26 protein-coding genes are annotated in these 26,149 nt (G+C 74.8%); 20 read left to right on the top strand and 6 right to left on the bottom strand.

Annotation, left to right across the window (positions count from 1 at the left end; genetic code table 11):
- The first annotated feature begins 123 nt into the window (after window positions 1-123).
- From AB0M03_RS27815 to AB0M03_RS27790, 6 genes are all read left to right on the top strand, one after another.
- Window positions 124-948 (top strand): SPFH domain-containing protein, encoded by an 825-nt coding sequence (locus AB0M03_RS27815; RefSeq protein ID WP_363495707.1) that lies wholly within the window; start codon window positions 124-126, stop codon window positions 946-948.
- A gap of 232 nt (window positions 949-1,180) precedes the next feature.
- Window positions 1,181-1,822, top strand: coding sequence for a thiol:disulfide interchange protein DsbA/DsbL (locus AB0M03_RS27810; RefSeq protein WP_363495704.1), 642 nt, complete (start codon window positions 1,181-1,183; stop codon window positions 1,820-1,822).
- Between the two features lie 136 nt (window positions 1,823-1,958).
- Complete coding sequence (locus AB0M03_RS27805; RefSeq protein WP_363495701.1) at window positions 1,959-2,855, top strand: ABC transporter permease; 897 nt, start codon at window positions 1,959-1,961, stop codon at window positions 2,853-2,855.
- A complete protein-coding gene (locus AB0M03_RS27800; RefSeq protein ID WP_363495698.1) occupies window positions 2,845-4,038 on the top strand; it encodes an ABC transporter ATP-binding protein in 1,194 nt (397 codons plus the stop codon). Before AB0M03_RS27805 ends, AB0M03_RS27800 begins: the two co-directional genes overlap by 11 nt.
- Window positions 4,039-4,043: 5 nt before the next feature.
- Entirely contained in the window at window positions 4,044-5,243 is a 1,200-nt protein-coding gene (locus tag AB0M03_RS27795; protein WP_363495695.1) for a glycosyltransferase, read from the top strand.
- A 149-nt stretch (window positions 5,244-5,392) separates the two neighbouring features.
- Window positions 5,393-5,968: a flavodoxin family protein gene (locus AB0M03_RS27790; protein WP_363495693.1), complete on the top strand. Its 576-nt coding sequence runs from the start codon at window positions 5,393-5,395 to the stop codon at window positions 5,966-5,968.
- Between the two features lie 112 nt (window positions 5,969-6,080).
- Here the strand turns inward: AB0M03_RS27790 and AB0M03_RS27785 are convergent, their stop codons facing one another.
- A complete protein-coding gene (locus AB0M03_RS27785) occupies window positions 6,081-7,220 on the bottom strand; it encodes a glycosyltransferase (RefSeq protein ID WP_363495690.1) in 1,140 nt (379 codons plus the stop codon).
- A 71-nt stretch (window positions 7,221-7,291) separates the two neighbouring features.
- On the opposite strand from AB0M03_RS27785, the gene AB0M03_RS27780 reads away from it, so the two are divergent.
- Both AB0M03_RS27780 and AB0M03_RS27775 read left to right on the top strand, forming a co-directional pair.
- A complete protein-coding gene (locus tag AB0M03_RS27780; RefSeq protein WP_363495687.1) occupies window positions 7,292-8,068 on the top strand; it encodes an aspartate/glutamate racemase family protein in 777 nt (258 codons plus the stop codon).
- A gap of 67 nt (window positions 8,069-8,135) precedes the next feature.
- On the top strand, window positions 8,136-8,864 hold the full coding sequence (locus AB0M03_RS27775) for a tyrosine-protein phosphatase (RefSeq protein ID WP_363495684.1): 729 nt from the start codon (window positions 8,136-8,138) through the stop codon (window positions 8,862-8,864).
- Window positions 8,865-8,995: 131 nt separating this feature from the next.
- On the opposite strand, the gene AB0M03_RS27770 is transcribed toward AB0M03_RS27775, so the two are convergent.
- Entirely contained in the window at window positions 8,996-9,991 is a 996-nt protein-coding gene (locus tag AB0M03_RS27770; protein ID WP_363495681.1) for a polysaccharide deacetylase family protein, read from the bottom strand.
- A 297-nt stretch (window positions 9,992-10,288) separates the two neighbouring features.
- Here AB0M03_RS27770 and AB0M03_RS27765 point away from each other — a divergent pair, with 297 nt between their 5' ends.
- From AB0M03_RS27765 to AB0M03_RS27740, 6 genes are all read left to right on the top strand, one after another.
- On the top strand, window positions 10,289-10,546 hold the full coding sequence (locus AB0M03_RS27765) for a hypothetical protein (RefSeq protein WP_363495678.1): 258 nt from the start codon (window positions 10,289-10,291) through the stop codon (window positions 10,544-10,546).
- A gap of 334 nt (window positions 10,547-10,880) precedes the next feature.
- A complete protein-coding gene (locus AB0M03_RS27760; protein WP_363495675.1) occupies window positions 10,881-11,714 on the top strand; it encodes a polysaccharide deacetylase family protein in 834 nt (277 codons plus the stop codon).
- A complete protein-coding gene (locus AB0M03_RS27755; protein WP_363495672.1) occupies window positions 11,707-12,915 on the top strand; it encodes a glycosyltransferase family 4 protein in 1,209 nt (402 codons plus the stop codon). Before AB0M03_RS27760 ends, AB0M03_RS27755 begins: the two co-directional genes overlap by 8 nt.
- A gap of 38 nt (window positions 12,916-12,953) precedes the next feature.
- Entirely contained in the window at window positions 12,954-13,634 is a 681-nt protein-coding gene (locus AB0M03_RS27750) for a sugar transferase (protein ID WP_363495669.1), read from the top strand.
- Between the two features lie 7 nt (window positions 13,635-13,641).
- Window positions 13,642-14,262: a NeuD/PglB/VioB family sugar acetyltransferase gene (locus AB0M03_RS27745; RefSeq protein ID WP_363495666.1), complete on the top strand. Its 621-nt coding sequence runs from the start codon at window positions 13,642-13,644 to the stop codon at window positions 14,260-14,262.
- A 38-nt stretch (window positions 14,263-14,300) separates the two neighbouring features.
- Entirely contained in the window at window positions 14,301-14,792 is a 492-nt protein-coding gene (locus tag AB0M03_RS27740; RefSeq protein ID WP_363495663.1) for an NUDIX domain-containing protein, read from the top strand.
- Here AB0M03_RS27740 and AB0M03_RS27735 read toward each other — a convergent pair.
- Together AB0M03_RS27735 and AB0M03_RS27730 are read right to left on the bottom strand one after the other, a co-directional pair.
- On the bottom strand, window positions 14,779-15,708 hold the full coding sequence (locus AB0M03_RS27735; protein ID WP_363495660.1) for an NAD-dependent epimerase/dehydratase family protein: 930 nt from the start codon (window positions 15,706-15,708) through the stop codon (window positions 14,779-14,781). The two genes, AB0M03_RS27740 and AB0M03_RS27735, sit on opposite strands and share 14 nt — an antisense overlap.
- A 261-nt stretch (window positions 15,709-15,969) precedes the next feature.
- On the bottom strand, window positions 15,970-16,512 hold the full coding sequence (locus tag AB0M03_RS27730) for a PTS fructose transporter subunit IIA (RefSeq protein ID WP_363495657.1): 543 nt from the start codon (window positions 16,510-16,512) through the stop codon (window positions 15,970-15,972).
- Between the two features lie 236 nt (window positions 16,513-16,748).
- On the opposite strand from AB0M03_RS27730, the gene AB0M03_RS27725 reads away from it, so the two are divergent.
- From AB0M03_RS27725 to AB0M03_RS27715, 3 genes are all read left to right on the top strand, one after another.
- Complete coding sequence (locus AB0M03_RS27725) at window positions 16,749-16,985, top strand: DUF397 domain-containing protein (protein ID WP_363495654.1); 237 nt, start codon at window positions 16,749-16,751, stop codon at window positions 16,983-16,985.
- Between the two features lie 738 nt (window positions 16,986-17,723).
- Window positions 17,724-18,218 (top strand): hypothetical protein, encoded by a 495-nt coding sequence (locus AB0M03_RS27720; protein ID WP_363495651.1) that lies wholly within the window; start codon window positions 17,724-17,726, stop codon window positions 18,216-18,218.
- 298 nt (window positions 18,219-18,516) lie between these two features.
- Entirely contained in the window at window positions 18,517-19,713 is a 1,197-nt protein-coding gene (locus tag AB0M03_RS27715) for an acyl-CoA dehydrogenase family protein (RefSeq protein ID WP_363495648.1), read from the top strand.
- Window positions 19,714-19,867: 154 nt separating this feature from the next.
- Here the strand turns inward: AB0M03_RS27715 and AB0M03_RS27710 are convergent, their stop codons facing one another.
- A complete protein-coding gene (locus AB0M03_RS27710; protein ID WP_363495645.1) occupies window positions 19,868-21,034 on the bottom strand; it encodes an aminoglycoside phosphotransferase family protein in 1,167 nt (388 codons plus the stop codon).
- A gap of 454 nt (window positions 21,035-21,488) precedes the next feature.
- On the opposite strand from AB0M03_RS27710, the gene AB0M03_RS27705 reads away from it, so the two are divergent.
- A complete protein-coding gene (locus AB0M03_RS27705) occupies window positions 21,489-22,961 on the top strand; it encodes a hypothetical protein (RefSeq protein WP_363495642.1) in 1,473 nt (490 codons plus the stop codon).
- A 97-nt stretch (window positions 22,962-23,058) separates the two neighbouring features.
- Here the strand turns inward: AB0M03_RS27705 and AB0M03_RS27700 are convergent, their stop codons facing one another.
- The gene (locus AB0M03_RS27700) at window positions 23,059-23,418 is read right to left on the bottom strand and encodes a PAS domain-containing protein (RefSeq protein WP_363495639.1); all 360 of its coding nucleotides are present in this window, start codon (window positions 23,416-23,418) and stop codon (window positions 23,059-23,061) included.
- A gap of 364 nt (window positions 23,419-23,782) precedes the next feature.
- Between AB0M03_RS27700 and AB0M03_RS27695 the strand changes: the two genes are divergently transcribed.
- Together AB0M03_RS27695 and AB0M03_RS27690 are read left to right on the top strand one after the other, a co-directional pair.
- Window positions 23,783-25,231, top strand: coding sequence for a HEAT repeat domain-containing protein (locus tag AB0M03_RS27695; RefSeq protein WP_363495636.1), 1,449 nt, complete (start codon window positions 23,783-23,785; stop codon window positions 25,229-25,231).
- Between the two features lie 94 nt (window positions 25,232-25,325).
- Window positions 25,326-26,051: a DUF1775 domain-containing protein gene (locus AB0M03_RS27690; RefSeq protein ID WP_363495633.1), complete on the top strand. Its 726-nt coding sequence runs from the start codon at window positions 25,326-25,328 to the stop codon at window positions 26,049-26,051.
- Window positions 26,052-26,149 lie beyond the last annotated feature (98 nt).

Below are 26,149 nucleotides of genomic sequence, written 5' to 3'. Positions count from 1 at the left end.
CCGTTCACCTGCAACTGCCTGTCCGCCACGGGCGGCCGGGCGCATACTGTGCTCCGCGGCTCGCACCCGCGCGACAGGGCCACCCCGGACCCGGCCCGGCTGTGCCGCGGCGGGGGGTGTGCGGTGGCGGTACTCGCGATCATCGTCGGAGTGGGCCTGCTCTGGCTGATCACCGGCGTCCGGGTGGTCCAGCAGTACGAGCGCGGCGTGGTCTTCCGGCTCGGCCAGGTCCGCGGGCAGGTCCGCGGCCCCGGCCCCACCCTGCTCATCCCGGTCGTCGACCGGATGCGCAAGGTCAACGTCCAGGTCATCACCATGCCGGTGCCCGCGCAGGAGGGCATCACCCGCGACAACGTCTCCGTCCGGGTCGACGCCGTGGTCTACTTCCGGGTCGTCGAGCCGATCCGCGCCACCGTCGACGTGCAGAACTACATGTTCGCCATGTCCCAGGTCGCCCAGACCTCGCTGCGCTCCATCATCGGCAAGAGCGAGCTCGACGACCTGCTCTCCGGCCGCGAGGGCCTCCACCGCGGCCTCGAACTCATGCTGGAGAGCCCGGCGGTGGGCTGGGGCGTGCACATCGACCGGGTCGAGATCAAGGACGTCGCGCTGCCCGACTCGATGAAGCGCTCGATGGCCCGCCAGGCGGAGGCCGACCGCGAGCGCCGCGCCCGCATCATCACCGCCGACGGCGAGTTCCAGGCCGCCGCCAAGCTCGCCGAGGCCGCCACCGTCATGGACGCCACCCCGGCCGCCCTGCAGCTGCGCCTGCTGCAGACCGTCGTCGAGGTCGCCGCCGAGAAGAACTCCACCCTGGTGCTGCCCTTCCCGGTCGAGCTGCTGCGCTTCTTCGACGCCGGCGCCGCCAAGGCCGCAGCCGCCGCGGCGACACCCGCCGTGCCCCACCAGGCCGCCGCACCCGCGGACCCGCCGGCACCGGAGGCGTGATCGGTTCAGGGGCGCGGGGAACTGCGCAATCCGGATGCGGGCTGCCGTACGGACCAGGGCCCGGCCCGAACCGTATTGACGGCCACTCCCGGCCTGCGCAGTTCCCCGCGCCCCTATGGGTGGGCCCCGCGCCCTACGGGGAAGCCCTGCACTCGGCCGATCGGGCGAATCCGTCCCCGACCGCCCCGCACCGGCTGGATCATGACGCGACGCCACTGCCAGGCTGGCGCCCGTGAAGCTGCTGCGCACCGCCACCGCCCTGCTCGCCCTCACCGCCGGCCTCGCCCCGGGCACCGCCGCGGCCGCCGCCCCCGACACCCCGCGGGACGGCGCCCACGCCCTGCACCCGGGCCACCCGCAGCGCACCGCGGCCCAGCACCAGGAGGCCGTGGAGTTCTTCTGGTACGGCTGCAAGCACTGCGCCCTGTTCGAGGAGCCGCTGGAGCGCTGGGCCGCCCGGCACAGCGCGGACGTCCTGCTGCGCCGCGTCCCCGCCGTCTGGCCCGGCGGCCCCGACGAGCAGCGCCAACTCGGCCACGCCCGGCTGTACTACACGCTGGAGAGGCTCGGAGAGGTCGACCGGCTGCAGGCCGCGGCGTTCCGGGCCGTCCGCGAGCGCCGCGCCGACCTCGCCACCGAGTCCGGTGCCGAGGCCTGGGCGCTCACCCAGGGCGTGGACACCGCCGCCTTCCGGGCCGCGTACCGCTCCGCCGAGGTGGACCGCCTGGTCGCCGACGCCCCCGAGCAGCTCGTCCGGAACCGCATCACCGAGATCCCGACCGTGCTGATCGGCTCCGGCCGGACGTCCCCGACCGGCGCGGGCGGTGTCGAGCGGATGCCGGACGCCATGGACGGCCTCGTCGAGCACCGCTGAGCCCCCTGCCGCCGACCCGTCCCACCTTCACCGAACAAGCCCCTGGCGCGCACACCTTGTGCCAGAGTGGACGCCCGGGCCGCACCTCCGCTGAGCTGCGGCCCACCGGCATCCACATGCGAGAGGGCGGGGGCCCGTGGGGGGACACAGCACGCAGGTCGTCGACGGGGGCGGGACGGAGACGGCGGTCCGGCCGGCCGTGCCCGAAGGACCGCCGCCGGAGCTGGTCTTCAAACGTCGGCTGCGCCCGGCGCAGACCGCCCGCGAACTCTGGGCCGCCCGCGAACTCGTCCGCGCCCTCGCCGAACGCGACCTGCGCGCCCGCTACAAGCAGGCCGTCCTCGGCTTCGCCTGGGCGGTGCTCACCCCGCTCGCGCTGTGCGCCATCTTCACCCTGGTCTTCCACCGGGCCGTGAAGATCGACACCGGCGGGGTGTCCTACCCGCTGTTCGCCTACGTCGGCCTGATCGTCTGGCAGTTCTTCAGCAACACCATGAACCAGGGCGCGCTGAGCCTCGCCAACAACCTCAGCCTGCTCAACAAGGTGTACTGCCCGCGCGAGGTCTTCCCGCTGGCCACCATGCTGGTCGCCTCCGTCGACATGCTGATCGGCGTCGGCGTGCTCGGCGTGCTCTTCCTGGCCACCTGGACGGCCCCGGCCGCGACCGCCCTGTGGGTGCTGCCGCTGCTCGCGATCCAGTTCGCCTTCACCTACGGCGTGGCGCTGATCCTCTCCGTCGCGGTGGTGTACCTGCGCGACGTCCGCCACCTGCTGCCGATCATCACGCAGATGGGCGTCTTCGCGACCCCGGTCGCGTACCCGCTGGCCCGGATCCCCGCCCGGATGCAGGAGATCTACTGCGGCGTCAACCCGCTCGGCGCCGTCATCGAGGGCTACCGCCGCGCCCTGCTGTACGGCCAGGCCCCCGACGCCCGCCTCACCGTCATCGCCGCGGTGTCCTCGCTGGTCTTCCTGGTCGGCGGCTACCTGTTCTTCAAGAAGCTGGAAACGGGGATCGCCGATGTCGCGTGAGTACGAGCTGGGCACCATCCGCACCGAGCACGTCTGGAAGCGCTTCAAGGCCGACCAGCAGCGGATGCTGCTGCGCGACAAGGTCGAGTCGATGGCCCGCCGGCTGCGCGGCGGCCGCGGCGAGGACTGGCGCTGGGCGCTGCGCGACATCAACCTGCACATCGAACCCGGCGAGTCTGTCGGCCTGATCGGCTCCAACGGCTCCGGCAAGTCCACCCTGCTGAAGATGCTGACCCGGGTGATGTACCCGTACGGCGGCATCATCGACGTCCGCGGCCGGATCGGCGCCCTGATCGAGATCCGGGCCGGCATCCACCCGGACCTCACCGGCCGGGAGAACGTCTACCTGTTCGGCGCGCTGCTCGGCCTCAAGCGCCGCGAAGTCGCGTCCCGCTTCGACGACATCGTCGAGTTCGCCCGCCTCGGCGGCGCCATCGACCGGCAGGTCAAGTTCTACTCCTCCGGCATGCAGATGCGCCTCGGCTTCGCCGTCGCCGCCTACCTGGAGCCGCACGTCCTGCTGGTCGACGAGGTGCTCGCCGTCGGCGACGCCGTCTTCCAGCAGCGCTGCCTGGACCGGATGCGAGAGGTCGCCGAGCAGGGCACCACCATCGTCTTCGTCTCCCACGACCTGCCCGCCGTCCAGTCCATCTGCCGCCGCGGCGTCTGGCTGGAGCAGGGCACCGTCCGGGTCGACGCCGGGATCAAGGACGCCCTCGCCGGGTACCGCGACTCCATCGAGGCCCAGTCCGAGGCCTCCGCCCGCACCGGCGAGCCGCTCCAACTGCTCAAGTACGAGGTCACCGGCGAAGACCGCGAGAACCTCGTCACCGACGAGCCGATGACCGTCGAACTCACCCTCGGCGGCGACTACCGCGGCGACGCCACCCTGCACCTCGGCGTCAGCGAGGGCACCTCCAGCCCGATCTTCCAGATCAGCCACGAGATCCGGCTCACCGGCGACGACCACCACGTCGCCTGCGTGATACCCCGCCTCCCGCTGCCCCGCGGCCGCTACACCCTCTGGGCGGGCGTCTACTCCATCGGCAAGACCGACGGCGGCACCCTGATGAGCTGGCACTCCGTCGGACAGTTCGACGTGTTCGGCCCCATGCTGGACACCCCGCCGCGCGCCGTGGTGCTGGCCGCGCCGGTCTTCGTCCCGCACCACTGGGAGGAGTGACCGCGGTGAGACCCGTCCGGGTGCTCGTGCACCTCAACAACCTCGCCCTCGGCGGCGCCCAGCTCAACGCCGTGGACATCGCCCGCACCATGCGCGACCGCGGCCATCACCCGGTGCTCTTCGCCCAGGGCGTCGCCGGCGACGCACCCCTGGTCGGGGTCGCCGCCGGCCACGGCCTCGACGTCGTGGTGGCCGGCGGCCCGGACACTCCGCACGCCGAGGTCCGCCGCAGGATGCAGAAGCTGGCGGACGAACACGGCAGCGAACTGATCCACGCCTGGGAGGTACGGGCCGCCCGCAACGGCTTCTTCGGGCCCGGTCGGCTCGGCCGGATCCCCGTCGTCACCACCTTCTACGGCATCCGCATGCTGCGCGGCATGCCCAGGCACCAGCCGCTCGTCCTCGGTCTCGGCGCCCTCGTCGGCGACGGCAGGGCCTTCGGCCACCGCGACGTCCGCCTCGTCGAACCGCCCGTCAACACCGGCACCGACGCCCCCGGCCAGGTCGACGGCGCCGCCTGGCGCCGCGAACACGGCATTGGGGACGAGGAGTTGCTCCTCGCCATCGTCACCCGCCTGGTGCCCGACCTGGAGAAGGACGCCGGCGCCGAACTCACCGTCGACGCCGTCCGCAGGCTCGACGACCCCCGGGTCCGCCTCGCCGTCGTCGGCGCCGGCCCCAGCCTGGAGCGGCTGCGCGCCCGCGCCGCCGAGGCCAACGCCGCTCTCGGACGCGAAGCCGTCCTCGTCCCGGGCCAGATGGCCGACCCCCGGCCCGCCTACGACGCCGCCGACATCGTCCTCGGCATGGGCGGCTCCGCCCTCCGCGGCCTGGCCTTCGCCAAGCCCGTCGTCGTCCACGGCGCCGCCGGCTACACCGCCGTCCACGAACCCGGCCCGCTCGTCGAACCGCACGCCTCCCGCTGCATGTACGGCTTCGGCGACGGCAGCCGCGACCCCGGGCCGCTCGCCGAACAGCTCCGCAGCCTCCTCGACGACCCCGGCCGCCGCACCGAACTCGGCCGCTGGGGACGCGAATGGGTGGTCGGCCGGTTCTCGCTCGACAGCGTCACCAGCGCCTTCGAACAGCTCTACCTCGAAGTGCTGGCAGCCCCGCCCGGCCCCGCCCGCTGGCTGCGCGACCTCGAGCAGATGACCCGCTACGAGTTCACCAAGCCCACCGCACTGCGCCTGCTCGGACGGTGACCCGCCGTCCGGCATTCCCAGTGATCGGACCCGTCGATCCGGCGTTGTAACGGCGTTGCCGCAGCTGGCAGCATCCATACGTCGGGTCGTTCGCGGGCGTAGCGCGCGGCGACCGCTCCGCCCTCCTTCCAACCAAGGGATCTGACAGCATGTCACGCGAGATCAGCGTCGCCATCGCCTACCACTCCGGCTACGGCCACACCGCCCGCCAGGCCGAGTTCGTCCGCCAGGGCGCGGAGGACGTTCCGGGCACCACCGTCCACCTGATCGCCGTCGACCAGATCACCGACGAGCAGTGGGAGCAGCTCGACGCCGCCGACGCCATCATCTTCGGCTCGCCGACCTACCTGGGCGACGTGTCGGCGGCCTTCCGCACCTTCGTCGAGAAGACCAGCGGCCGCTGGATGAAGCAGCAGTGGAAGGACAAGCTGGCCGCCGGCTTCGTCAACTCCGGCGCCAAGAGCGGCGACAAGCTGCACAGCCTGCAGTCGCTGTCGCTGTTCGCCGCCCAGCACAGCATGATGTGGGTCAACCTCGGCCTGCTGCCCGGCTGGAACAAGTCCACCGCCTCCGAGTTCGACCTGAACCGCCTCGGCGTGTGGCTCGGCGCCGCCGCCCAGTCCAACGGCGACCAGGGCGCCGACGCCATGCACAAGTCCGACCTGGCCACCGCCGAGCACCTCGGCCGCCGCGTCGCCGAGCAGGCCCACCGCATCTCGGCCTGACGCCGGGGGCACCTCCCGGCCGAAGGCCGGGGGAGAACTGCGCGCAGTGGCAAGGCACATGGTCGATGCCTTCCGACTCGCGCAGTTCTCCGCTCCCCCGTTCCGGGCGGCCCTACTTGTACGTGCGGCCCTTCCAGGCCGCTCCCCGGCCGCGCCAGTGCTGTACCGCCGAGTCGACCGTCATCAGCAGGTACAGCCCCGCCGTGAACGGCAGCAGCAGCGCCTCCGCCGCCGGCCGCCCGTAGTACCGCTCCATGGGGACGAACGTCCCCGCCGTCACCGCCCAGGCGGCGCCGCCGAGGGCAGCCGTCCACGCCGACCCCGAGGCCGCCCCGGCGACCACCGCAACGACCGGCACCAGGTACACCAGGGCCAGCCCCAGGACCGTCCCGGCCAGCAGCACCGGCGAGTACCGCAGCTGGGCGTAGGCACTGCGCGACACCATCCGCCACAGCTCCGCCAGCCGCGGGTAGGGCCGCACGCTGTCCACCTGTTCGGCGAGCCCGAGCCAGGTCCGGCCGCCGGTGCGTTTCACCGCCCGGGCGAGGTTGACGTCGTCGATGACGGCCCCGCGGATCGCGGCCACGCCGCCCGCCCGCTCCAGCGCCTCCCGCCGGACGAGGGTGCAGCCGCCCGCCGCGGCGGCGGTCGCGGCCCCGGGCCGGTTGCTCCACCGGAACGGGTACAGCTGGGCGAAGAAGTACACGAAGGCCGGGACGATCAGCCGCTCCCACCGGGTCTCCACCCGCAGCCGGGCCATCTGCGAGACCAGGTCGAGGCCGTTCGCCTCGGCGGCGGCGACCAGGTCGGCGAGCAGGGTCGGGCCGTGGGCGATGTCGGCGTCGGTGAGCAGCAGGTGGTCGGTGTCGCCGGCGAGTTCGACGCCGTGCCGCAGGGCCCAGAGCTTGCCCGTCCAGCCGTCGGGGAGCGGGGGAGGGGTGGTGACGGTCAGCGGCAGCCCGCCGCCCTCGCCGAGCTGTCCGGCGATCGCGCCGGTGCCGTCGGAGCTGTGGTCGTCGACGAGGATCACCCGGGCCGAGCCGGGGTACTTCTGGGCGAGCAGCCCGGGCAGCGAGTGCGGCAGTACGGCGGCCTCGTCCCGGGCGGGCACCACCACGGCGACCGACGGCCACCTGCGCGGCACGGGCCGGGGCGGCAGCCGCTGGTCGGTGCGCCAGAACATGCCGTGGCAGCAGGCCAGCCACACCCAGACGGCCAGGGACAGCGCGGACACCCACTGCAGCACGGTCACGCTGGCAGTCTGCCGCACCGGATCCGTCCGCAGCGGTTCCCGTGCGGGACGGTTCGGTAGAGTCGTCCCCTGTGAAGATCGCACTGGTGGACTCCGGACTCGGACTGCTCGCGGCCGCCGCCGCCCTGCGCCGGCTGCGCCCCGACGCGGACCTGGTGCTGTCCTCCGACCCCGACGGCATGCCCTGGGGCCCGCGCACCCCGGAGGACATCGCCGAGCACGCCCTGGCCTGTGCCCGGGCGGCCGCCGCCCTCGAGCCGCACGCCCTGGTGGTGGCCTGCAACACCGCCTCCGTGCACGGCCTGGCCCGGCTGCGGGCCGAGCTGGAGCCGGGCCTGCCGGTGATCGGCACCGTCCCCGCGATCAAGCCGGCCGCGGCCGAGGGCGGCAGGGTCGCGATCTGGGCCACCCCGGCCACCACCGGCAGCGCCTACCAGCGCGGCCTGATCGCGGACTTCGGCGGCTCCGCCGAGGTCGCCGAGGTGGCCTGCCCGGGCCTCGCGGACGCCGTGGAGCGCGGCGACCGGGCCGCCGTCACGGCCGCCGTCGCCGATGCCGCGTCCCGCACCCCGGCCGGCACCACCGGCGTCGTCCTCGGCTGCACCCACTACGAACTCGTCCGGGACGAGATCCGTGCCGCGCTCGCCGACTCCGCCGCCCCCGGCCTGCGGCTGTACGGCTCCGCGGACGCGGTGGCCGCCCAGGCGCTGCGCCGGCTCGACGGTGCGGGCGTCACCGCGGGCGGCGGAACGCTGACCGTGCTGCACAGCGGCCGTCCGACCGTCCTGTCCGAGGCCGCCGCCCGCTACCCGGAGGGCCGGCTGATCTCGAGCCCCGTCCCGGCCTGAGCCGCCGCCCGGCGGCGATTGCACCGTTCCGGCCCGCCGACGGGCCGTCCGTTCGTAGGGTGACGGCATGACCGAAACGATCACCTTCGACCGGCTGTGCAACTTCCGCGACCTCGGCGGCCACCGGACGGCGGACGGCCGCACCGTCCGACCCGGCCTGCTCTACCGTTCCGACTCGCTGGGCAAGCTGGACGGCTCCGACCTGGACCGCTTCCGGGCGCTCGGCATCCGTACGGTGATCGACCTGCGCTACCCGTGGGAGATCGCGCAGACCGCCCGCATCCCGGACTTCCCCGGGCTGGCCTTCCACAACCTGTCGATCGAGCACCGCCCGTACGACCAGGCCGCCCTCGGGCCGGACGTCGACCCCGGCCCGTACCTCGCCGAGCGCTACGCCGAGGTCGCCGAGGACGGCGCCGGCGAACTGGCCGAGGTGCTGGGGGTGATCGCCGCCGCGGACGCCCCGCTGGCCTTCCACTGCTACTCGGGCAAGGACCGGACGGGCATCGTGGCGGCCCTCGTCCTCACCCTGCTCGGCGTCGCGGAGGAGGACATCCTGGCCGACTTCGCCCGGACCGAGCACGCCACCGCCACGCTGGTCGCCGAGTGGCACGCCCGCCACCCCGACCTCACCCTCGTCTGGCCCGGCTACGGCCGCGCACCCGCAGACATCATGCGCCGCTTCCTCGCCGCCCTGACCACCCGCTACGGCTCCGTCGCCGCCTACGCCGCCACCCGTCTCGGAGCCGACGACACCCTGACCGCCTCCCTCCGCACCCGCCTCCTCACCCCCTGACAGCCAACGGGCAACGGGAAACCCACCAGGGGCGCGGGGAACGGCGCGAGTCGGAAGGCATCGAGCGTCTGCCTTCCCACTGCGCGCAGTTCCCCGCGCCCCTGTTTTTGTGGCCGGCCCGTATGCCTCTGCTAGACCGTTGCCCCGCGCCAGCGCTGCACGGCCGGCTCCAGCCCCGAGAGGATGGTGTCGAAGCGCCTCGTCCCGGTCGTGGAGTCGACCTGCAGCCGGCTGATCTGCAGCGGATGGGCGGGCAGTCGGGGGCCGAGCCGGTGGTCGGAGAGGAAGCCCAGGCGGTAGCCGAGCCGCCGCAGCACCGCGTCGGCCCGCGGGTCGTACCCGCCGTCCGGGTAGGCGAAGGCGGTGGGCGCCTCGCCGAGCCACTGGGTGAGGGCCAGGTGGGCCGCGGTGATCTCGGTCTGCACGGTGGAGTCGTCGCAGCGGCTCAGGCAGGGGTGGCCCAGGGTGTGGTTGCCGATGGCGATGTCGGCGGCCTGCAGGGCCCGGAGGTCCTCGGGGTGCAGCTGCTCCTGCCGCGGCGGCAGCCGGTCCGCGCTGACCCGCAGCTCCTGCAGGCAGCGCCGGCGGTCCGGGTCGGGCAGCTCGCGCAGACGGGCGAGCAGCCGCCCGGTGGCCCTGCCGGGCAGCAGCCGGGCCCGGCCGCCGTGCCGGGCGAGGTAGGCGGCCTCGTGCCACCAGAACGGCCGGTCGGTGCCGATGAGCTCGGCGATCACGAAGGCGGCGGCCGGGATGCCGCGGGCGGCGAGGAGGGGCAGGGCGTGGGTGAAGACGGTGCGGTCGGCGTCGTCGAAGGTGATGAGCACCGAGCGCGGCGGCAGCGGGCGGCCCTCGGTGACGGCCCGCTCGACGGCCGTCAGCGAGACCGGGTTGGCGAGCCGGCGCAGCCGGTCCAGCTGGGCGCCGAAGGAGCGCGGGTCGGTGACGCCGTGGTAGGCGAGGACGGCGAGCCGCTGGGCCGCGCGGGCCCGGAAGAGGGGCTGGACCGGGGTGAGGCGGAGCCAGCTGCCGCGGTTGCGCAGCGGGGCGCGGTCGTGGGTGTGCACAGGGTCGCGTCGGACGGTCGTGGTCGGCAGGGCGCTGACGGTCGTCGAATCGGAGTACGGCACGCGGTTCCCCCCTAGGTCGCCGCAGTACGGCGTGGCGGTACCGTCGGCAGGCGGAGCCCGGCCTCCGACCCCGGGTGCGGCGGCTCCGCCCCCGGTGTGATCCGGTCCGCGCCGAGGACTCCCTGCCCGGCTGCGAACGGCTCCTGGATCGCTCAATGTAATGGAGACCCACGGGCCCGACGGATGGTTGTACGGTCGTCGGCGAAATTTCGTCCGTCGTGCGCGGGCGCTTTTCCGGCGCTCTCGTGGACACTGGGCGGTATGCCGGGGGAGGGGTGCTCGGATAGCGTGGAGGACATGGTGCACACGGATGGTCACGAGTCCCTGACTCGATGGGCACGGATGTGGAGCGGGTGCGCGCTGGAGCGCCACAAGCTGCTTCTCACGCTGGTCGGTGCCGCCTGCATCGTGGTGGGCATCCTGGTGGCCGTCCTGGTGCCGGAGAGCGACGGTCCGGCCTGGGCGATGGCGGTCGCGGGTTGCCTGGCGGCCGGTGTCGTGGTGCTGGCTCGGGTCGCCGTGGCCTGGCTGCGCAAGCCCGCCCGGGTCGGCTGACGGACCCCTCCCGGCCGCTCCGCCTCTCCGGCCCTCTCGAGCCCGGTCCCACGAGCCCGGTCCCCTCGCGCCCCCTGCGCCGGCCCCGCGTGCGAGCGCCCCGATTCCCGCCCGCCCGCGCCCCGATTCCCGCCCGCCCGCGCCTCCGATTCCTGGCCGGAAAGCGCCCGGGAATGACCGGACCGGCCGGTTTTCGGCCCGCCTACCCGCTTCTTTCACATTTTCGGGGCAGCAGCCCCACACTTCCCCCTACTGTGGTTCCCGCCCGGGCGCCACCACCCCGGGCACGGGCCGGTACGACGGCGCCGGGGAGGGCGCCGCGGAGGGGAGAACGATGGGGACGACCGCCGCGCCCGCGGCTGCCGGAGGGTTCCGCACCACGCTCAAGCGCGGCCTGGCCCGCGCCGCCGGCTCGGTGCCCGGAGAAGGCGCCACCTTCCTCATCTACCACCGGATCGGCGGCGGCACCGCCGACGAGCTCGACGTCGCGACCGTCGACTTCACCGCCCAGCTGGACCTGCTCGCCGAGCTGCCGCCCGGCCGGGTCGTCTCCATCGACGAGGCCGGCGACCGGCTTGCCGCCGACCGCCGCACCCCGAGCACCGTGCTGACCTTCGACGACGGCTTCGCCGACGTGTACGAGCGGGCCTGGCCGCTGCTCAAGGAGCGCGGCCTGCCGTTCACCGTCTACCTGGCCAGCGGGCACGTCGGCGGCGAGATGCGCTGGGAGGGCTCGACCGCCAAGGGCCCGGCCGCGCCCGGCCTCGGCTGGGAGCAGCTGCGCGAGATGGCCGACTCCGGCCTGTGCACGGTCGCCAACCACACCCGCACCCACGCCCGGCCCGTCCTGCTGACCACCGCCGAGCTCGACGGCTGCAACGACGACGTGGAGCAGCACCTCGGCACCCGGCCCCGGCACTTCGCCTACACCTGGGGCGTGCCGGTGCCGCACATGGCCGTCGCCCTGCGGGCCCGGTTCCGCACCGCCGCCACCGGCGAGGTCGGCCGCAACCTGCCCGGCTCGGACCCGGCCCGGTTCTGCCGGGTGCCCGTCCGCCGCACCGACCCGATCGACTTCTTCCGCGCCAAGCTCCACGGTCGGCTGATCCCCGAGCGCGCCTACGCCCGGATCGTGGCCACCGCCAAGGCGGTGGGCGCCCGTGCCTGAGCCCGCCGTGACCGGCGTCCCCGCCGGCGCCCCGCGTCCCGCGCCCCGGCTGCGCGGCCCGGGCGGCCGCCCGCTGCGGGTCGCCCACCTGACCACCGTCGACATGAGCCTGCAGCTGCTGCTCGCCACCGAGCTCACGGTCGACGTGGAGGCCGGCTTCGAGACCTACGGGATCAGCGCACCCGGCCCGTACGTGCCGCAGCTGGAGGCGATCGGGGTGCGGCACGAGCCGCTGCACTCGCTGACCCGCTCCTGGCAGCCGCGGGCCGACGCGGCCGCCGGCCGGGAGCTGCTCGCCGTGCTGCACCGCATCCGGCCGGACGTGCTGCACACGCACAACCCCAAGACCGGGGTGCTGGGCCGGATCCTCGGCCGGCTGGCCGGCGTCCCGGTGGTGGTCAACACCTGCCACGGGCTCTGGGCGCAGGCCCATGACCCGTGGGCGAAGCGCGCCTTCGTGCTCGGCGTGGAGGCGCTGGCCGGCCGGTTCTCGCACGCGGAGCTGTACCAGAACGCCGAGGACCGCCGCACCCTCGCCCGCGCCGTGCCGCGCCACCGCTCACGGGTGGTCGGCAACGGCGTCGACCTGACCAGGTTCACCGAGGACCGCTCGGCCGCCCGCGCCCGGCTGCGGGCCGAGCTCGGGGTGTCCGACGGCGAGCTGCTGGTCGGCGGGGTCGGCCGGCAGGTCGCCGAGAAGGGCATCCGGGAGTACGCCGAGGCGGCCCGGGCCCTCGCCGGCAAGGCCCGCTTCGTCTGGATCGGCCCGCCCGACCCGGACAAGCCGGACGCCCTGGGCGGGCCCGAGAGCGGCGTGGAGTTCCTCGGCGCCCGTTCCGACATGCCCGAGCTGTACGCGGCGCTCGACGTCTTCGTCCTGCCCTCCTACCGCGAGGGCTTCTCACGCTCGGCCATGGAGGCCGCGGCCGGCGGCCTGCCGATGGTCCTGAGCGACATACGCGGCTGCCGGGAGATCGGCACCCACGGCGAGCACCTGCTGCTCGCACCGCCCGGCGACGCCCGGGCGCTCACCACGGCGCTGGACCGGCTCCTCACCGGGCCGGACCTGCGCACCCGGCTCGGCACCGCGGCCCGCAGCAGGGCACTCGCCGAGTTCGACCAGCGCGCGGTCGCCCGGGTCTCGCTCGAGACCTACGCGGCCGTCGCCAGGGTCCGACAGCTGCCCTGGACGGCCGGCTGAGGGGCCCGCACACCACACATCCGTCCTGGGGGGAGAGCATGCAGCCTGTTGGGGGAGGAATCAGGCGTGGCGGTGATCTGCTGATCGCCGCGACGGCCGGGATCGTCGCGATCCCGCTCGGCCTGCTCGTCTACGTGCTGATCCGGTGCACCATGGGCGGGCCGGTGCTGTTCCGGCAGACCCGCACCGGCCGGCACGGCAAGGAGTTCGACATCCTCAAGTTCCGCACCATGCGGGAGAAACGTTACGCCGACGAGCCGGACGCACCACGCATCACCCGGCTCGGCCGCCTGCTGCGCACCACCAGCCTCGACGAACTGCCCCAGCTCTGGAACGTCGCCCGCGGGGAGATGGGCGTCATCGGCCCCCGGCCGACCCTGCCCGAGCAGGTCGTCCACTACTCCGACCGCCAGCGCGGCCGGCTCGCCGTCCGCCCGGGCCTCACCGGCTGGGCCCAGGTCAAGGGCCGCAACTCGATCACCTGGCCCGAGCGCATCGAACTCGACCTCTGGTACATCGCCCACCGCTCCCTCCTCCTCGACCTGCGCATCCTGCTGCTCACCGTCAAGGTGCTGCTCCGCCCCGCCGGCATCACCGCCGCCGGCGGCGTCAACCCCGGCTTCCCCGCCCCCGCCGAGGCACCCGACCTGGTCGTGGTGCCGCTGATGGCCCCGCGGGAGGCCGAGCAGGTCGCCCCGACCGCCGCCGCCACCCGATGATGGAGCCATGACCGACCAGCTGTGGATCGCCGGCGCCGGGGGCGTCGGCCGTGAGGCACTCGACACCGCACTCGCGGCCGGCGTCCCGGTCGCCGGCTTCCTCGACGACCGGGCCCGCGGCACCGAGGTGCGCGGCCTGAAGGTGATCGCCCCGGAGGACCTGCCGCCCGGCAGCCGCTACCTGGTCGGCATCGCCGACCCGGACGTCCGGCTCCGGCTCGCCGCCCTGCTCGACGCGGCGGGCGGCGAGCCCGCCGTGCTCGTCCACCCGCGGGCACTGATCGCCCCGGACACCGAGCTCGCCCCCGGCTGCCTGGTGATGGGCGGCGCGTACATCTCCAGCAGCGTCCGCCTCGGTGCACACGGCCAGGTGCACTACAACGCGACGGTCGGCCACGACGCCGTCCTGGGGGAGCGGGTCACCGTCTATCCGGGCGGCAACGTCTCCGGCTCCGTCCGGCTGGCGGACGGGGCCACCGTCGGCTCCAACGCCGTGGTGCTGCAGGGCCGCACGGTCGGCGCCGGCGCCTTCGTCGGCGCGGCCGCCGTGGTCACCCGGGACATCGCCCCCGGCACCGTCGTCATCGGCTCCCCGGCCCGCCCGCTCCACCGGCCGGCGGTCGGCTGACGAAGGCCCGACCCGGCTACGGGGGCTAGGGTCGCTCCATGGCCATCCCGAGCTTTCTCGCCGAACTCCGTGCCCTCGTCGGCACCCGTCCGCTCTGGCTCTCCGGCGTTGCCGCCGTGATCGTCGACGACCGCGGCCGCGTCCTGCTCAACCGCCGCAGCGACAACGGCAGATGGGCGCTGATCGGCGGCATCCTCGACCCGGGCGAGCAGCCCGCCGAGGGCCTCGCCCGGGAGGTGCTGGAGGAGACCGGGGTGCACGTGGAGCCCGAGCGGCTGACCTCGGTGACCGTCTCCCCGCTGGTGGAGTACCCGAACGGCGACCGCGCCCAGTACCTCGACCTCACCTTCCGCTGCCGGCTGCTGGCCGGCGAGCCGCGGGTGAACGACGACGAGTCGCTGGAGGTCGGCTGGTTCGCCCCGGACGCGCTGCCCCCGCTGGACGACTACGCCCGGCACCGGCTGGCCCTCGCCCTGGCCGGTGCCGAGCACACCGTCTTCTCCTTCGAACCGCAGGTCAGCAGGAGCTGAACCACTCCGCGGTGCGTTCCAGGCCCTCCCGCAGCGGCACCGGCCGGACGTCCGGGAACAGCTCGCGCAGCCGTCCGTTGTCGGCCTGCGAGTCCCGGACGTCCCCCGCGCGCGGCTCGGTGTGCTCGGTCTCCAGCGGCCGGCCGAGCACCGAGCCCAGCTCGCCGATCAGCTCCATCAGGGTCGTCCGGGTGCCGAACGCCAGGTTCACCGGGTCCGGGTGGACGACCCGGCGCAGCACCGCCTCGGTCAGCACCTGGGCGACCGTGCCGACGTAGGTGAAGTCGCGGCTCTGCCCGCCGTCGCCGTGCACCGTCAGCGGACGGCCGGCCAGCGCCGCGTCCAGGAAGGCCGGCACCACCGCCGCGTACGCGTGCCCGGCAGGCTGCAGCGGGCCGAACACGTTGAAGAACCGCAGCGGCAGCACACCCAGCCCGTAGCAGTGGTGGTAGGCCGCCAGGTACGCCTCGGTGGCCAGCTTGCTCACCGCGTACGGACTCATCGGGGCGGTGCGCATCGTCTCGCGCTTGGGAAGCTCGCGGTTGGCGCCGTACACCGAGGACGAGGAGGCCGCCGCCACGTACAGGCCGCCCGCGCGGCGGGCCGCCTCCAGCACCTGCAGGGTGCCGGTGGCGTTGGCGTGGTGGCTGGCCAGCGGGTCGGCCACGGACCGGGGGACGGAGGGCAGGGCCGCCAGGTGCACCACCGCGTCGGCGCCCGCGAACGCCTCGTCGAGCAGTGCCGCGTCCAGGATCGTGCCCTGGTGGAAGGCGACGTCCAGGCCCTCCAGATTGGCCTTGTCGCCGGTGGACAGGTCGTCCACCACCCGGACCTCCGCGACCTCGGGCCGGGCCAGCAGGGCCCGCGCCAGATTGGCGCCGATGAAGCCGGCTCCGCCGGTGACGACCACGCGCATGCTGGGACTCCCCCCGTTCGGCCGGAGCCTCTCCCCGCCCCGCGCTCCCGGCCGATGCTAGCGGCGGCACCCGCCGCCGGGTGGTCGTTCCATCACAAATGGGGCCGACCGGTCCCGGATCGGTCGGCAACAGGGCCCGCGGCGTCGCGTGCCGACAGCTCTCGCCCGGCCGCACATCCCTCGTCGCACGCAGCGCCGCTGCGCTCTCCTCACGATGCACGCCCGGACTCGGCTCTCGACCCGCTCCTTGTTCCGCGCTCCCTATTGCCGACCGATCTTGTGCTGGCGGTAGGTCTCCTCGGCCGCGTCCAGCACCGCCGCCAGGTCGCCGCCCGCCGTCGCGGTCACCACCGCCGCCACCGCGCCCTCCACGAACGGGGCGTCCGCGAACCGCACCGGGAAGGGCAGCCCGTGCTCGTCCGCGTCCGCGAGCAGCGCCAGCACCGTGGAGACCGCGCTGCCCATGTCGGACAGCACCGCGACCCCGTGCCCCTGGTCCACCCGCCGGGCCGCCGCCGCCACCAGCACCGCACTGGTGCCCAGACCGTCGGACTGGCTGCCGCCGGCCGCCGCGACCGGCGAAGGGTCCTCGCTGCCGGTCATGGTCAGCGCCAGCTTCCGCACCGCCAGCGCCAGCTCGTGGCTGTGCGAGACCAGTACCACCCCGACCCTGCCGTGCCCGGCCGGCCGGCTCGGCCGGGGCACCGACGCGGGCCGCGTCGCGGTCGCGGACCCGACGCCGGGGGCTGACGGGGCGTCGGAGATCGGGATCACATCGGCGCGCGTACCGGCCCGGCGGTCCATCGGCTGCTCCTGTGGGCTGCGAAGGTCTGGAAGGGCACTGCAGAAGCTGAACGCCCTGAGGGCACCACTCTCGCAGCCCGCCGCGTCCGGACCGGCCAATGGCGGCCGTGTCTACCACAGCGGATGCCGTGCCCGTGGGTGATCCGCCGCATCCGCCGCACTGTCGGCGAACCCGCCCCGCCGGAACGGCCCCGCTGGCTACGCTGGAGGCCGGACGACATCGGGAGGAGCACGGTATGGCGGCCAACACGGTGGCGGGCACGGAGCACGGCCGGAAGCCCGTCCTGGACCTCGACGGGGCGGAGTGGCTCTCCAGCAGCCAGGGGGCCGGCGACGTCCAGATCGCCTTCGTCGAGGGATACATCGCGATGCGGGACGGCCGCAGCCCCGACGGCCCCGCGCTGATCTTCACCCCGGCCGAGTGGCGGGCCTTCGTCCTCGGTGCACGGGACGGCGAGTTCGACCTGACCTGACCCGGCCGCGGTCGGCACACGGAACGCCGGGCGGACCTCCGGCTGAACCCCCGGTGACGCCCCGGAGGTCACAAATGAATTCTGATGGTCCGAAACTCGTTGACTGCTGGACAAGCAGCGGCCCACAGTATGGAGCAGGCAGACGCCGTGCCGACCGCCCCCACGCGGTCGAGCACGGCGCCCGCTGTGCTACCCGTCACCGGCGCCGGCGACGAGTTCCTCCCGAGGTTTCCCCACACGCACCTGAGTGCGTCGGCCGGTCCGGGCCCGTGGAAGGGCCGGTCGTCGCCGGGAGGTGTGGCACCGTGCCGAGAGCTACTCGACACCGGTACCGGTGCCCGGGTCATCCGCACGCCCCCACGCGGCGGTGCCCCGGACAGGTCCGCGAGTGCGACGGGCCGGGGCCCCGCGAACCTGGCTTGTGGAGTTGTCGTTCGTACTGCTGCGCCGCCCCGGCCCGGTGTCCTCGGACGCCGGCTCCGGCGACGGTCGATCAGGTCTGTTCGCACGACGATGTGCTGAGCGAGGGAAAGCGCGCCATGACACGCCTGAACAAGCCGCCCCCCGGTGGGGCGAGCCCACAGCGACTGTCGTGCTGAACCGAACGTAGCCCGGACGGTTGCTCAGAGTCAACATTGGTCTCTGAGCGTCGATGCCCGGCCGGTCACCGCCGTGCGCCCGCGTGCGCCGGAGCACCCGTGCGCGGGCCGGACGGCCGGGGCCCCGTACGATGGTGTCATGTCATTCCTTCGCCGTCGCTCGGGCTCGCCCGCAGGTCCGGACTTCGACGTGCTCGCCATGGACCCGGGCGACTGGCCCGGCCACTTCGGTGCCATGACGATGAACGCCCAGGACGGCTCGTGCCAGGGCATCTTCCTGCGCTACGACCTCTTCGGGGGCCGCGGCCCCGCCATGTTCATCGGCAACCTGCCGGAGGGCTCGCCCGCCCGCGAACCCGAGGACGACGTGCCCTTCGAGGTCCGCCAGCTCCTCGCCGCCCTCGAGAACGACGAGCCGGTGGAGTTCGTCTCCGCCGAGGACTTCCCGGTCATGCTCGGCGACGACCTGCTCATCGTGAAGAAGGTCAAGGTCAGCGAGGAGCGGGTGTTCTGCTCCCAGTTCGGCCGCAGCGACGGCGTGCTGGTCACCATCGCCTCCTGGGACCGCCCCATCGCCGACGACCTCTACCAACTGCTCAAGCCGCTGCCCGCAGAGATGTTCCAGCAGGGCTGAACCGACCGGTACGGGCGCGCTTGACGGTGGCGATCAACGCTTCGTACAGTCGCCGACATGTCATGCCTCCTCCCGCTGCTCACCCGCCGCAGACATCTGGACCTGCGGCGCAACGCAGGCGGGACCTGTCCGGGCAGATGACCGGGGCCCCGGCCCCCTCGTCGTCCCCGCGGCACCGGGCCGCCGTCGGCCGCCCGCGTCCGACCGGGCCGTCGGTCGGCCGTCCCGCCCGCCGCCGCCCCCACCCGGTGCCGTCCGCCGCCCGCCGCGTCCACGCCGCCAGCCCGGAGACACCGACATGACCCCAGCACCGACCCCGGTCGACGAGCACGCCGCCGTCGCCGACGCCCTCGCCCGCCTGCCCCGCGTCGCCGACCTGCTCGCCGCCCGTGCGGAGGAGCACGACCGCGACGGCACCTTCCCGTACCAGGGCGTCGAAGCCGTCCACGAGGCCGGACTGCTCACCCTCACCGTCGCCCGCCGGCACGGCGGCGCGGGCGCCGGCCTCGCCGACACCGTCCACGTCCTGGCCGGCCTCGGCCGCGGCGACGCCTCCGTTGCCGTCCTCGTCGCACACACCCTGCTGCTCCACGCCGAACAGGCCCGCGGCGGCCTCTGGCCCGCCGCCTCCTACCGGCGGGTGCTCACCGAGTCCCGGCGCGGCCCCGCACTGCTCGGCACCCTGCGCTCCGAGCCCGGCGGCCCGGTCGGCGCCCCGCCCGCCACCGTCGCCCACTGGGACGGCGAGGCCTGGGAGTTGACGGGGAGAAAGACCGACTGCAGCGGTGCCGAGGCACTCTCCTGGATGGCCGTGCACGCCCGCACCGACGAGACCGTGCCCCGGGTCGGCCTCTTCCTCGTCCGCGGGGACAGCCCCGGCCTCGAGATCGACCCGGTCTGGGACCAGCTCGGCCTGCGCGCCAGCGCCGGCCACGACGTGATCCTCGACAAGGTCCGGGTCGCCCCCGAGCACGCCGTCCGGCTCACCCTGACCGGGCACACCGACCCCGCACAGCAGGCCGCCGCCGAACTCTCACGGGCCTGGCACGACCTGGCGCTCTCCGCCGTCCACCTCGGCACCGCACGCGCCGCCCAGGACTGGCTGATCCGCTTCCTGCGGCAGCGCACCCCCGCCAACCTCACCGAACCGCTGGCCGAACTGCCGCGGTACCGCTACGCGCTCGGCGAGATAGAGGCCTCGCTGATCGGCGCCGAGGAAGTGCTCCGCGCGACCGCGGCCGGCATCGACCGCGGCGACCGCGAGGCCGTCGCCCGCAGCGCGGCCGGCCGCCTCATCGCCGGCCGGGCCGCAGGCTCCGCCGTCCAGGAGGCCGTGGCCCTCACCGGCAACCCGGGGCTCAGCCGCCGCCACCCGCTGGAGCGGTACCTGCGCGACGTCCTCAGCAGCCGGATGCACTTCCCCCCGGACGAGGCCGTCCTCGACACCCTCGGCCGCGCCGCCCTCGACCGAGGCAACCCCCGCCGCCCCTCGTAACCGCGGCAGGGGAGCCGTTCGGCCGACCCGGAAAGGGGCGCGGGGAACGGTGCGGGACGGAAGGTGTGGCGTCGTTCCTCCCGTTCCGAGCAGTTCCCCGCGCCCCTACGGGCTTGCCCTGTTGCCCCTGGTGGTCACTCCGCTTCCGGTGCCGTCAGCGGGTGCCGACCGCTGCGCGGACCGCGCGGCGGGCCAGGGCCGCGTCGTCGTAGAGGCGGCGGATCATGATGCGCTGTTCCTCGCCCGCGCCCGGGACGTCGTGCAGGCGGATCTCCCGCATCAGCACCATGACCAGGTTGACCAGGAAGGCGTCCCGGGCCAGCGTGCCGCCGGACTGGGCGAGCTGGCTGATCTGGCGGCGGGCCGCGGTGTCCCCGGAGAGCACGCTCCACAGCACCGCCAGGTCGTACCCGGGCAGGTACCAGCCGGCCTCCTCCCAGTCGAGCAGCACCGGGCCGGACGGGGCCAGCAGCAGGTTGCCGAGCAGGGCGTCGCCGTGGCACAGCTGCCAGGGGCTGCTGGCGAGGCCGTGCAGCAGCTGCCGGAGGTCGCCGGCGTCCCGGTCGGTCAGCTGGCCGACCGAGTGGAAGCGCGCGATCTCGAGCTGGTAGTCGAGCGGCTTGCCGAAGACGTCGGTCGGCGGCCGCCACAGGTTGAGGGTCCGGACGGCGCCGAGCACGGCCCGCACCTCACCCGGGGTGGGCGGGTTCACCGGGTGCCGCTCGCGCGCCGCCGGGCGGCCGGGCACCCGCTCGAGCACCAGCACGCAGCGGTCGTGGTCGGCCGCCACCAGCCGCGGCAGCCGGACCGGCGGGCGGTGCCGGACGAACGCCCGGTAGACGGCGACCTCGTGGTGGAAGCGGGCGATCAGCTGTTCGTCCCTGGCGGCCTGCGGGGCAAGGCACTTGGCGACGACCGGGGCGCGTCCGATGGTGCCGGCGACGAGGATGTGCCGGCTGCCCTCCCGCAGCACCTGGCGGGGGAGGAACGCGGGACATATCCGCGAGACGGCGGCCAGCGCGGCCTTCACGGCGGGCGTCTGGAGCGCGGCGGGGTCGACCCGGTCGACGAAGCCGTCGCCCGTCCGGGTGGTCAGCAGTCGGCCGCCCACGGGGCGGCCGGCCTGGTCGGGCCGTCCGGCGAGCGCGGTGCGGGCCAGGGCGGTGCGGGGGTCGCGCAGCTCGGTGCCCCGCGGCGCGGGCCGGCCGCCGGCCGCGGTGGGGGGCCGCAGCGCGGGGCGGGCCTGGCCCGGGATGTGGCGCGCGCTGCCCGGTTCGAGGGCGGGTGCCGGGCGGGTGCCGGTGCTGGCTGTGGAGTACATGGGCTGGTGAGGGTCCCTTCCTGGCCGACTGCTGTGCCGTCTGTGCCCGGCGCCGGGGGCTTTGCGGTGCCCCTGGCGGGCCGGGCGGCCCCGGGTGGAGTGCGGGCGTCGGGCGCGGAGCGGGCGGGCCTCCTCCGCACCCTGGGGAATGCGGTGTCCGCCTGCCGCGCCGTGCCCGACGCCCCCGCGCCACCCGGCTTCGCCACCCCCTCCGAGGGAGCCCCGGAGGTGTCCGCCCGGAACCTGTGGACCCGGACCCTGACGGCCCGTCGGCCGGAACCGTGGACGCTCCGGCAGCTTCCCGGCTCCGAAGTCGGGGTGGCGCCTTCCTACCTGACACCCCGTTGGCACTGGCACACCATGTGGCGTGCCCTGGCGAACCCTGGCGAATGGTCGCGTGGCATGTGACAGAGCCACTACTGTCGAAAACAGCCGAGGAACCTGGGGGCTTCACGTGAGCAAGGGGCCGAACGCCAGACTCGCCGACCTGTTCGCCCTGACCGGATGGTCCAAGGGCGAGCTCGCCAGGCTGGTCAACCGGCGCGGTGCGGCGATGGGGCAGCAGCAGCTGTCGACCGACACCTCGCGGGTCCGGCGCTGGATCGAGCAGGGGGAGATCCCCCGCGATCCGGTGCCGAGGGTGCTCGCCGCCGTGTTCACGGAGCGGCTCGGCCGTGTCGTCACCACTGAGGACCTCGGTCTCGAGCGACACCGGCCCACCAGGGCGGGCACCCCCACGGAGACGGCGGCGGTGGTGCCCTGGCAGCCGGATCGGACAGCGGCGGTCCTCACCGAGTTCACGGGAATGGACCTCATGCTGAACCGACGCGGTCTGGTCGGTGCGGGCGCGGCGCTCGCCGCCGGCACCGTCATCGCCGACAACCTCCACGACTGGCTCACCGGCGACGGTGTGGCGTACGCCGCCGAACGGCCCGGCCCGCGCCACGTGTTCACCCAGAGCGGTGCACAACCGGTCGTGGACGTGTACGACGCCGGCCCGGTCGGCAACGACGAAGTCTCCGCCCTGGAGCGGTCCGTGGAGGTCTTCCGGGCCTGGGACGCCTCCCGCGGCGGCGGCCTCCAGCGCAAGGCCGTGGTGGGCCAGCTGAACGAGGTCGGCGGGATCCTGACGCACCGCCACAGTCCGGCCGTGGAGCGCCGGTTGTGGACGGTCGCGGCCAACCTGGCCGTGCTGGCCGGCTGGATGTCCCACGACGTGGGCCTGGAGCCCACCGCGCAGAAGTACTTCGTGATCGCCGCGCAGGCCGCGAAGGAGGCCGACGACCGCCCGCGGGCCGGCGAGGCGATCTCCCGGGCGGCCCGCCAGATGCTCCATCTCGGCCGGGCCGACGACGCGTTGGAGCTGATGCAGCTCGCCCAGGCCAGCGCGGGGGACCGCGCGCAGCCCCGGACCCGCGCCATGCTGCACACCGTCGAGGCGTGGGCGCAGGCCTCGCTGGGCCGCTCCGAGGCGACCCGCCGGGTGCTGGGCGAGGCCGAGGACCTCTTCGTCCAGGAGGCCGAGGAGGCGCCGCCGAGCTGGATGCAGCTGTTCAACGAGGCGGAACTGCACGGGATGCAGGCGCTGGTGTACCGGACGCTCGCCGAGCACGACCCGGGCGCGGTCCGGCTCGCCGAGCACCATGCGCGGCGCGCCATCGACCTGCGTCCGGCCGGCCGGGAGCGCTCCGCCCTGCTGGACCAGATCACGCTGGCCTCGGTGTACTGGATCTCCGGCGAGCCCGACGCGGCGTGCCTGCAGGCCAAGCTGGCGATGAACGCGATCAACCAGACCTCCTCGATGCGCACCTGGGACCGGTTGCGCGAGATGTACCGGCTGGCCGGCCGCTACCGGGGGATGCCGGAGGTGGCGGAGCTGCGCGAGGAGATCGACGCGGTGATGCCGCAGCGGCGGCGCCAGGTCTGACCCGTCCGCCCGGGCCCGGGGCGGTGGGCCCGGGGTGTGCAGGGGTGCGCCCGGGGTTTCCTCGGGATGTCCTCGGTCGTGCCCGCGTGGGTGTGCCTCAGGCCGGGCGCAGCAGCATCCGCAGTGCGGTGGCCCGTCCGTCGGTGCCGATCAGCGGTGCGCCGGTGCAGCGCAGCACGGCCGTGCGGCCGTCGGGGCGGCGTATTCGGAGGGTGGCGGAGCAGGCCTGCCCGTGCACCAGGATGCGGGTGACCAGGTGGCAGAGCTGCGGCCGGTCCTCGGCGTGCAGCAGGGCGGGCAGGGCGTCGAGGGTGAGCGGGCCGAGGCGGCGGTCGCGGCCGAGCAGGCGGAACGCGCCGTCCGACCAGTGCACGCGGTCGGTGAGCAGGTCCCACTCGGCGGCGGCGACGTCTCCCGGGCGGCTCACGGCGGGTGCGGGGCCGGCGGTCAGGCTCATCGGGGCTCGCTGCGGTTCTGAGAGGTGAGGGTACGGCCCGCGGGGGGCCGGGGGAGGCCCCGTGGGGGCGGCCTGTCGCACGAGCGTCCCACATTCGCGCGTCCGATGTGGGGGATATGCGGACATCGTCCGTGGATTTTCCAGAGGCATATGCCGGAGCGGCGGGCGCCTCCAGGGCCGCGGCACCGCCGGCGGGGCGCCCGACGGCTGTTCTCCGCCGCCGTTCCGTTGCCCTGTGTGCAGATAACGGTCCCAAGCGGTAGCCTTCGGTGATTCCGGCGCCCGGGCGCCTGTCCAGGACCGATCCACCCCCGGCGACGGAAATCCCGTTGCCTCGACGACCGCCGCAACGGATGCTGACCTCATGTTCGAGCCAGTGATAGCGCCCAGTGCCAGTCTCGTCGGCCTCCTGCAGAGAGGCCGCGGCGACGGGCAACTGCATGCCCTGGCAGCCGACCGTGCCGAGGCGATCGACGCCCTGGAGTACTGCGTCACCCACGACCCCCGCGCCGACTGGCAGGTCGAGAACCGCTCCCTCTACTACGCGCGCCTCTACATGGAGCTGGAGGCGCCGCTCACCGGCATCAAGCGCCACCTGCACGCACCCGAGGACGCCGTCGACCAGGACGAGGCCCGCACCGGCCTCGCCCTCTCGGTCCTCGGCCACCTCGCCGCGTACGGCCGCCGCGACGCCCTCGACCTGCTGCGCGGCTACACCGCCGCCGGCTGGAACTGGTCGTGGGCGCTCGACGAGCTGGCCCTGCGCGACGACGACCGGGCCCTGCTGCAGCTCGCCCCCGCCGTCCTCGACCGCTTCCCGGCCGGCCCGGAGGGCGACGCGAGCCTGCGGGCCGCCATCCGCGGCGCGTACGAACCGCGGCCCTGGCGGCTGTGGGCCGCCCACCACCCGCGGGTCGCCGCGGCCGGCGAGCAGTCACCCTTCGACCTGTGGCAGCGCCAGCTCGACCGCGGCGGCGTCACCCCGGGCTGGAGCACCGCCGACGTGCTCGCCTGGGCCGACCGTCCGGACCCGGCCGCCGCCCCCGGTGCGCCCGACGCCGCTGCCGCCGCCCGCCGGGCCGCCGCTGCCGCCCGCTGCCTGGCCGCCGTCGTCCGGCCCGAGGACCGCGGCGAGGTGCTGCACGCCGCCCGCCACGGCGAGGTCGGCGCCCGCACCGCCGCCCTGCGCTACCTGGTCGACCGCAACGATCCCGCGGCGGCCGGCCTGATCGAGGCCGCTGCCGCCGACGTCGACGAGCGGATCGTCACCGCGGCCCTGGAGGTGCTCGGCCGGATGCGCGGCCCCCAGGCGCTGGCGCACGCCCGCCGCTGGGCCGACCCGGCCACCGGCGGCGCCGACAGCGCCCTCGGCGAGGCCGCCGTCCAGTTGCTGGCCGACGCCGGCGAGCCCGCCGACGGGCCGCTGGTGGTGGACGCGCTGCGCCGCTGGATCTCCGTCCGCGGCGTCGAGGGAGCCGGTCTGGCCACCCTGGTCGACGGTGCGGGGCGGCTGGCCGCCGCCGCAGCCGTCCCCGCCCTGCGCCACGTGTACGGGGAGACGGTCTCCTCGGAGCTGCGCGGCCGCGCCGCCCGCGCCCTGGCCGCCACCGACCCGCACTTCGCCGAGGGCCCGGCCGTCGAATGCCTGTGGGACTGCGAGGAGTCCACCCGGGAACTGGCCGCCCGCCATGTCACCACCACGGGTGACGTTCGCGTGCTGGAACGCCTGCGCCGGCTCGCCGCCGACCCGGCGGAGGAGGCCGAGGTGCACGCCGCCGTGCGTGTGCGGCTGACGGCGCGGGAGCGTCCGTAGATCATCGAAGGTTGCGATTCCGGGCAAAACGCCCCCGGGCTTGCGGCATGATGAGCGGGACCTTCGCCAGCACGTCCCCTGGAGCACCGGCGCCATGAACCGATCCCGTCTGCTCGCCCGCGCCGCCGTGCCGCTGGCCGCCGCGGCCTCCGTGCTGGCCCTCGCCGCCCCGGCGCTGGCCCATGTCGAGGTCGGGTCGGCCACCGCGCGGGCCCTCGCGACGGACGCCGTGGTCGCCTTCGACGCCGAGGGGGAGTCGACCACCGCCGGCATCAAGCAGGTCCGGGTCGTGCTGCCGGAGGGCATCGCCCCGTCCGACGTGGCGCTCGTCGAGGCGCCCAAGGGCTGGACGTTCACCCTCTCCGCGGACGGCTTCCAGGTGGCCGGGGCGGCCCTGGCACCCGGGAAGAGCGCCGCCTACAAGGTCAAGGTGCGACAGCTGCCGGACGCCAGGTCGGTCGCCTTCAAGACGCTGGTCGGCTACTCCGGCGGCCGCGTCGACCGCTGGATCGAGCTGCCGCAGGGCAGCGCCAAGCCCGACCACCCCGCGCCGGTGCTGAAGCTCGCCGCCGCCGCGCCCGGCGCCAAGCCGCTGCCGGCCTCCCCGTCGGCCGCCGCCACTGCCTCCGCTGCCGTCACCGACGCGCCCTCGCTCGCGCCGAGCCCCGCGAGCTCCTCGGCGAGCCCGGGGGCCACCGCCCCCGTCGCCTCGGACAGGGGCTCGGGCAGCGGCACCGCAACGATCCTCGTGGTGGCCCTCCTCGCCGCAGCGATCGTCGGCGTCGTCCTCTGGCGCCGCCGCGCCGCACCGCACGACTGACGCCGCAACAGAGGGAGGGGCCCCGGGGGCGCGGCGGGGCCGGCCCCCCCCCCCGGGGGCGGGGGGGCAACGCCGCGGCGCCCCCGGCCCGCGCCCGG

The organism is Kitasatospora sp. NPDC051914, from assembly GCF_040680995.1.
GTDB lineage: Bacteria > Actinomycetota > Actinomycetes > Streptomycetales > Streptomycetaceae > Kitasatospora.
Note: the sequence above shows the minus strand (reverse complement) of the source record. Positions and strands in the feature narration are given on the sequence as shown.

Bases quoted from the DNA above. Each gene is read 5' to 3' on its own strand.
- AB0M03_RS27715 (WP_363495648.1), top strand. From the start codon at position 18,517: ATGACCCCAGCACCGACCCCGGTCGACGAGCACGCCGCCGTCGCCGAC.
- AB0M03_RS27725 (WP_363495654.1), top strand. From the start codon at position 16,749: ATGGCGGCCAACACGGTGGCGGGCACGGAGCACGGCCGGAAGCCCGTC.
- AB0M03_RS27775 (WP_363495684.1), top strand. From the start codon at position 8,136: ATGACCGAAACGATCACCTTCGACCGGCTGTGCAACTTCCGCGACCTC.
- AB0M03_RS27745 (WP_363495666.1), top strand. From the start codon at position 13,642: ATGACCGACCAGCTGTGGATCGCCGGCGCCGGGGGCGTCGGCCGTGAG.
- AB0M03_RS27740 (WP_363495663.1), top strand. From the start codon at position 14,301: ATGGCCATCCCGAGCTTTCTCGCCGAACTCCGTGCCCTCGTCGGCACC.
- AB0M03_RS27760 (WP_363495675.1), top strand. From the start codon at position 10,881: ATGGGGACGACCGCCGCGCCCGCGGCTGCCGGAGGGTTCCGCACCACG.
- AB0M03_RS27800 (WP_363495698.1), top strand. From the start codon at position 2,845: ATGTCGCGTGAGTACGAGCTGGGCACCATCCGCACCGAGCACGTCTGG.
- AB0M03_RS27730 (WP_363495657.1), bottom strand. From the start codon at position 16,512: ATGGACCGCCGGGCCGGTACGCGCGCCGATGTGATCCCGATCTCCGAC.
- AB0M03_RS27695 (WP_363495636.1), top strand. From the start codon at position 23,783: ATGTTCGAGCCAGTGATAGCGCCCAGTGCCAGTCTCGTCGGCCTCCTG.
- AB0M03_RS27720 (WP_363495651.1), top strand. From the start codon at position 17,724: ATGTCATTCCTTCGCCGTCGCTCGGGCTCGCCCGCAGGTCCGGACTTC.
- AB0M03_RS27735 (WP_363495660.1), bottom strand. From the start codon at position 15,708: ATGCGCGTGGTCGTCACCGGCGGAGCCGGCTTCATCGGCGCCAATCTG.
- AB0M03_RS27690 (WP_363495633.1), top strand. From the start codon at position 25,326: ATGAACCGATCCCGTCTGCTCGCCCGCGCCGCCGTGCCGCTGGCCGCC.
- AB0M03_RS27790 (WP_363495693.1), top strand. From the start codon at position 5,393: ATGTCACGCGAGATCAGCGTCGCCATCGCCTACCACTCCGGCTACGGC.
- AB0M03_RS27710 (WP_363495645.1), bottom strand. From the start codon at position 21,034: ATGTACTCCACAGCCAGCACCGGCACCCGCCCGGCACCCGCCCTCGAA.
- AB0M03_RS27750 (WP_363495669.1), top strand. From the start codon at position 12,954: ATGCAGCCTGTTGGGGGAGGAATCAGGCGTGGCGGTGATCTGCTGATC.
- AB0M03_RS27700 (WP_363495639.1), bottom strand. From the start codon at position 23,418: ATGAGCCTGACCGCCGGCCCCGCACCCGCCGTGAGCCGCCCGGGAGAC.
- AB0M03_RS27765 (WP_363495678.1), top strand. From the start codon at position 10,289: ATGGTGCACACGGATGGTCACGAGTCCCTGACTCGATGGGCACGGATG.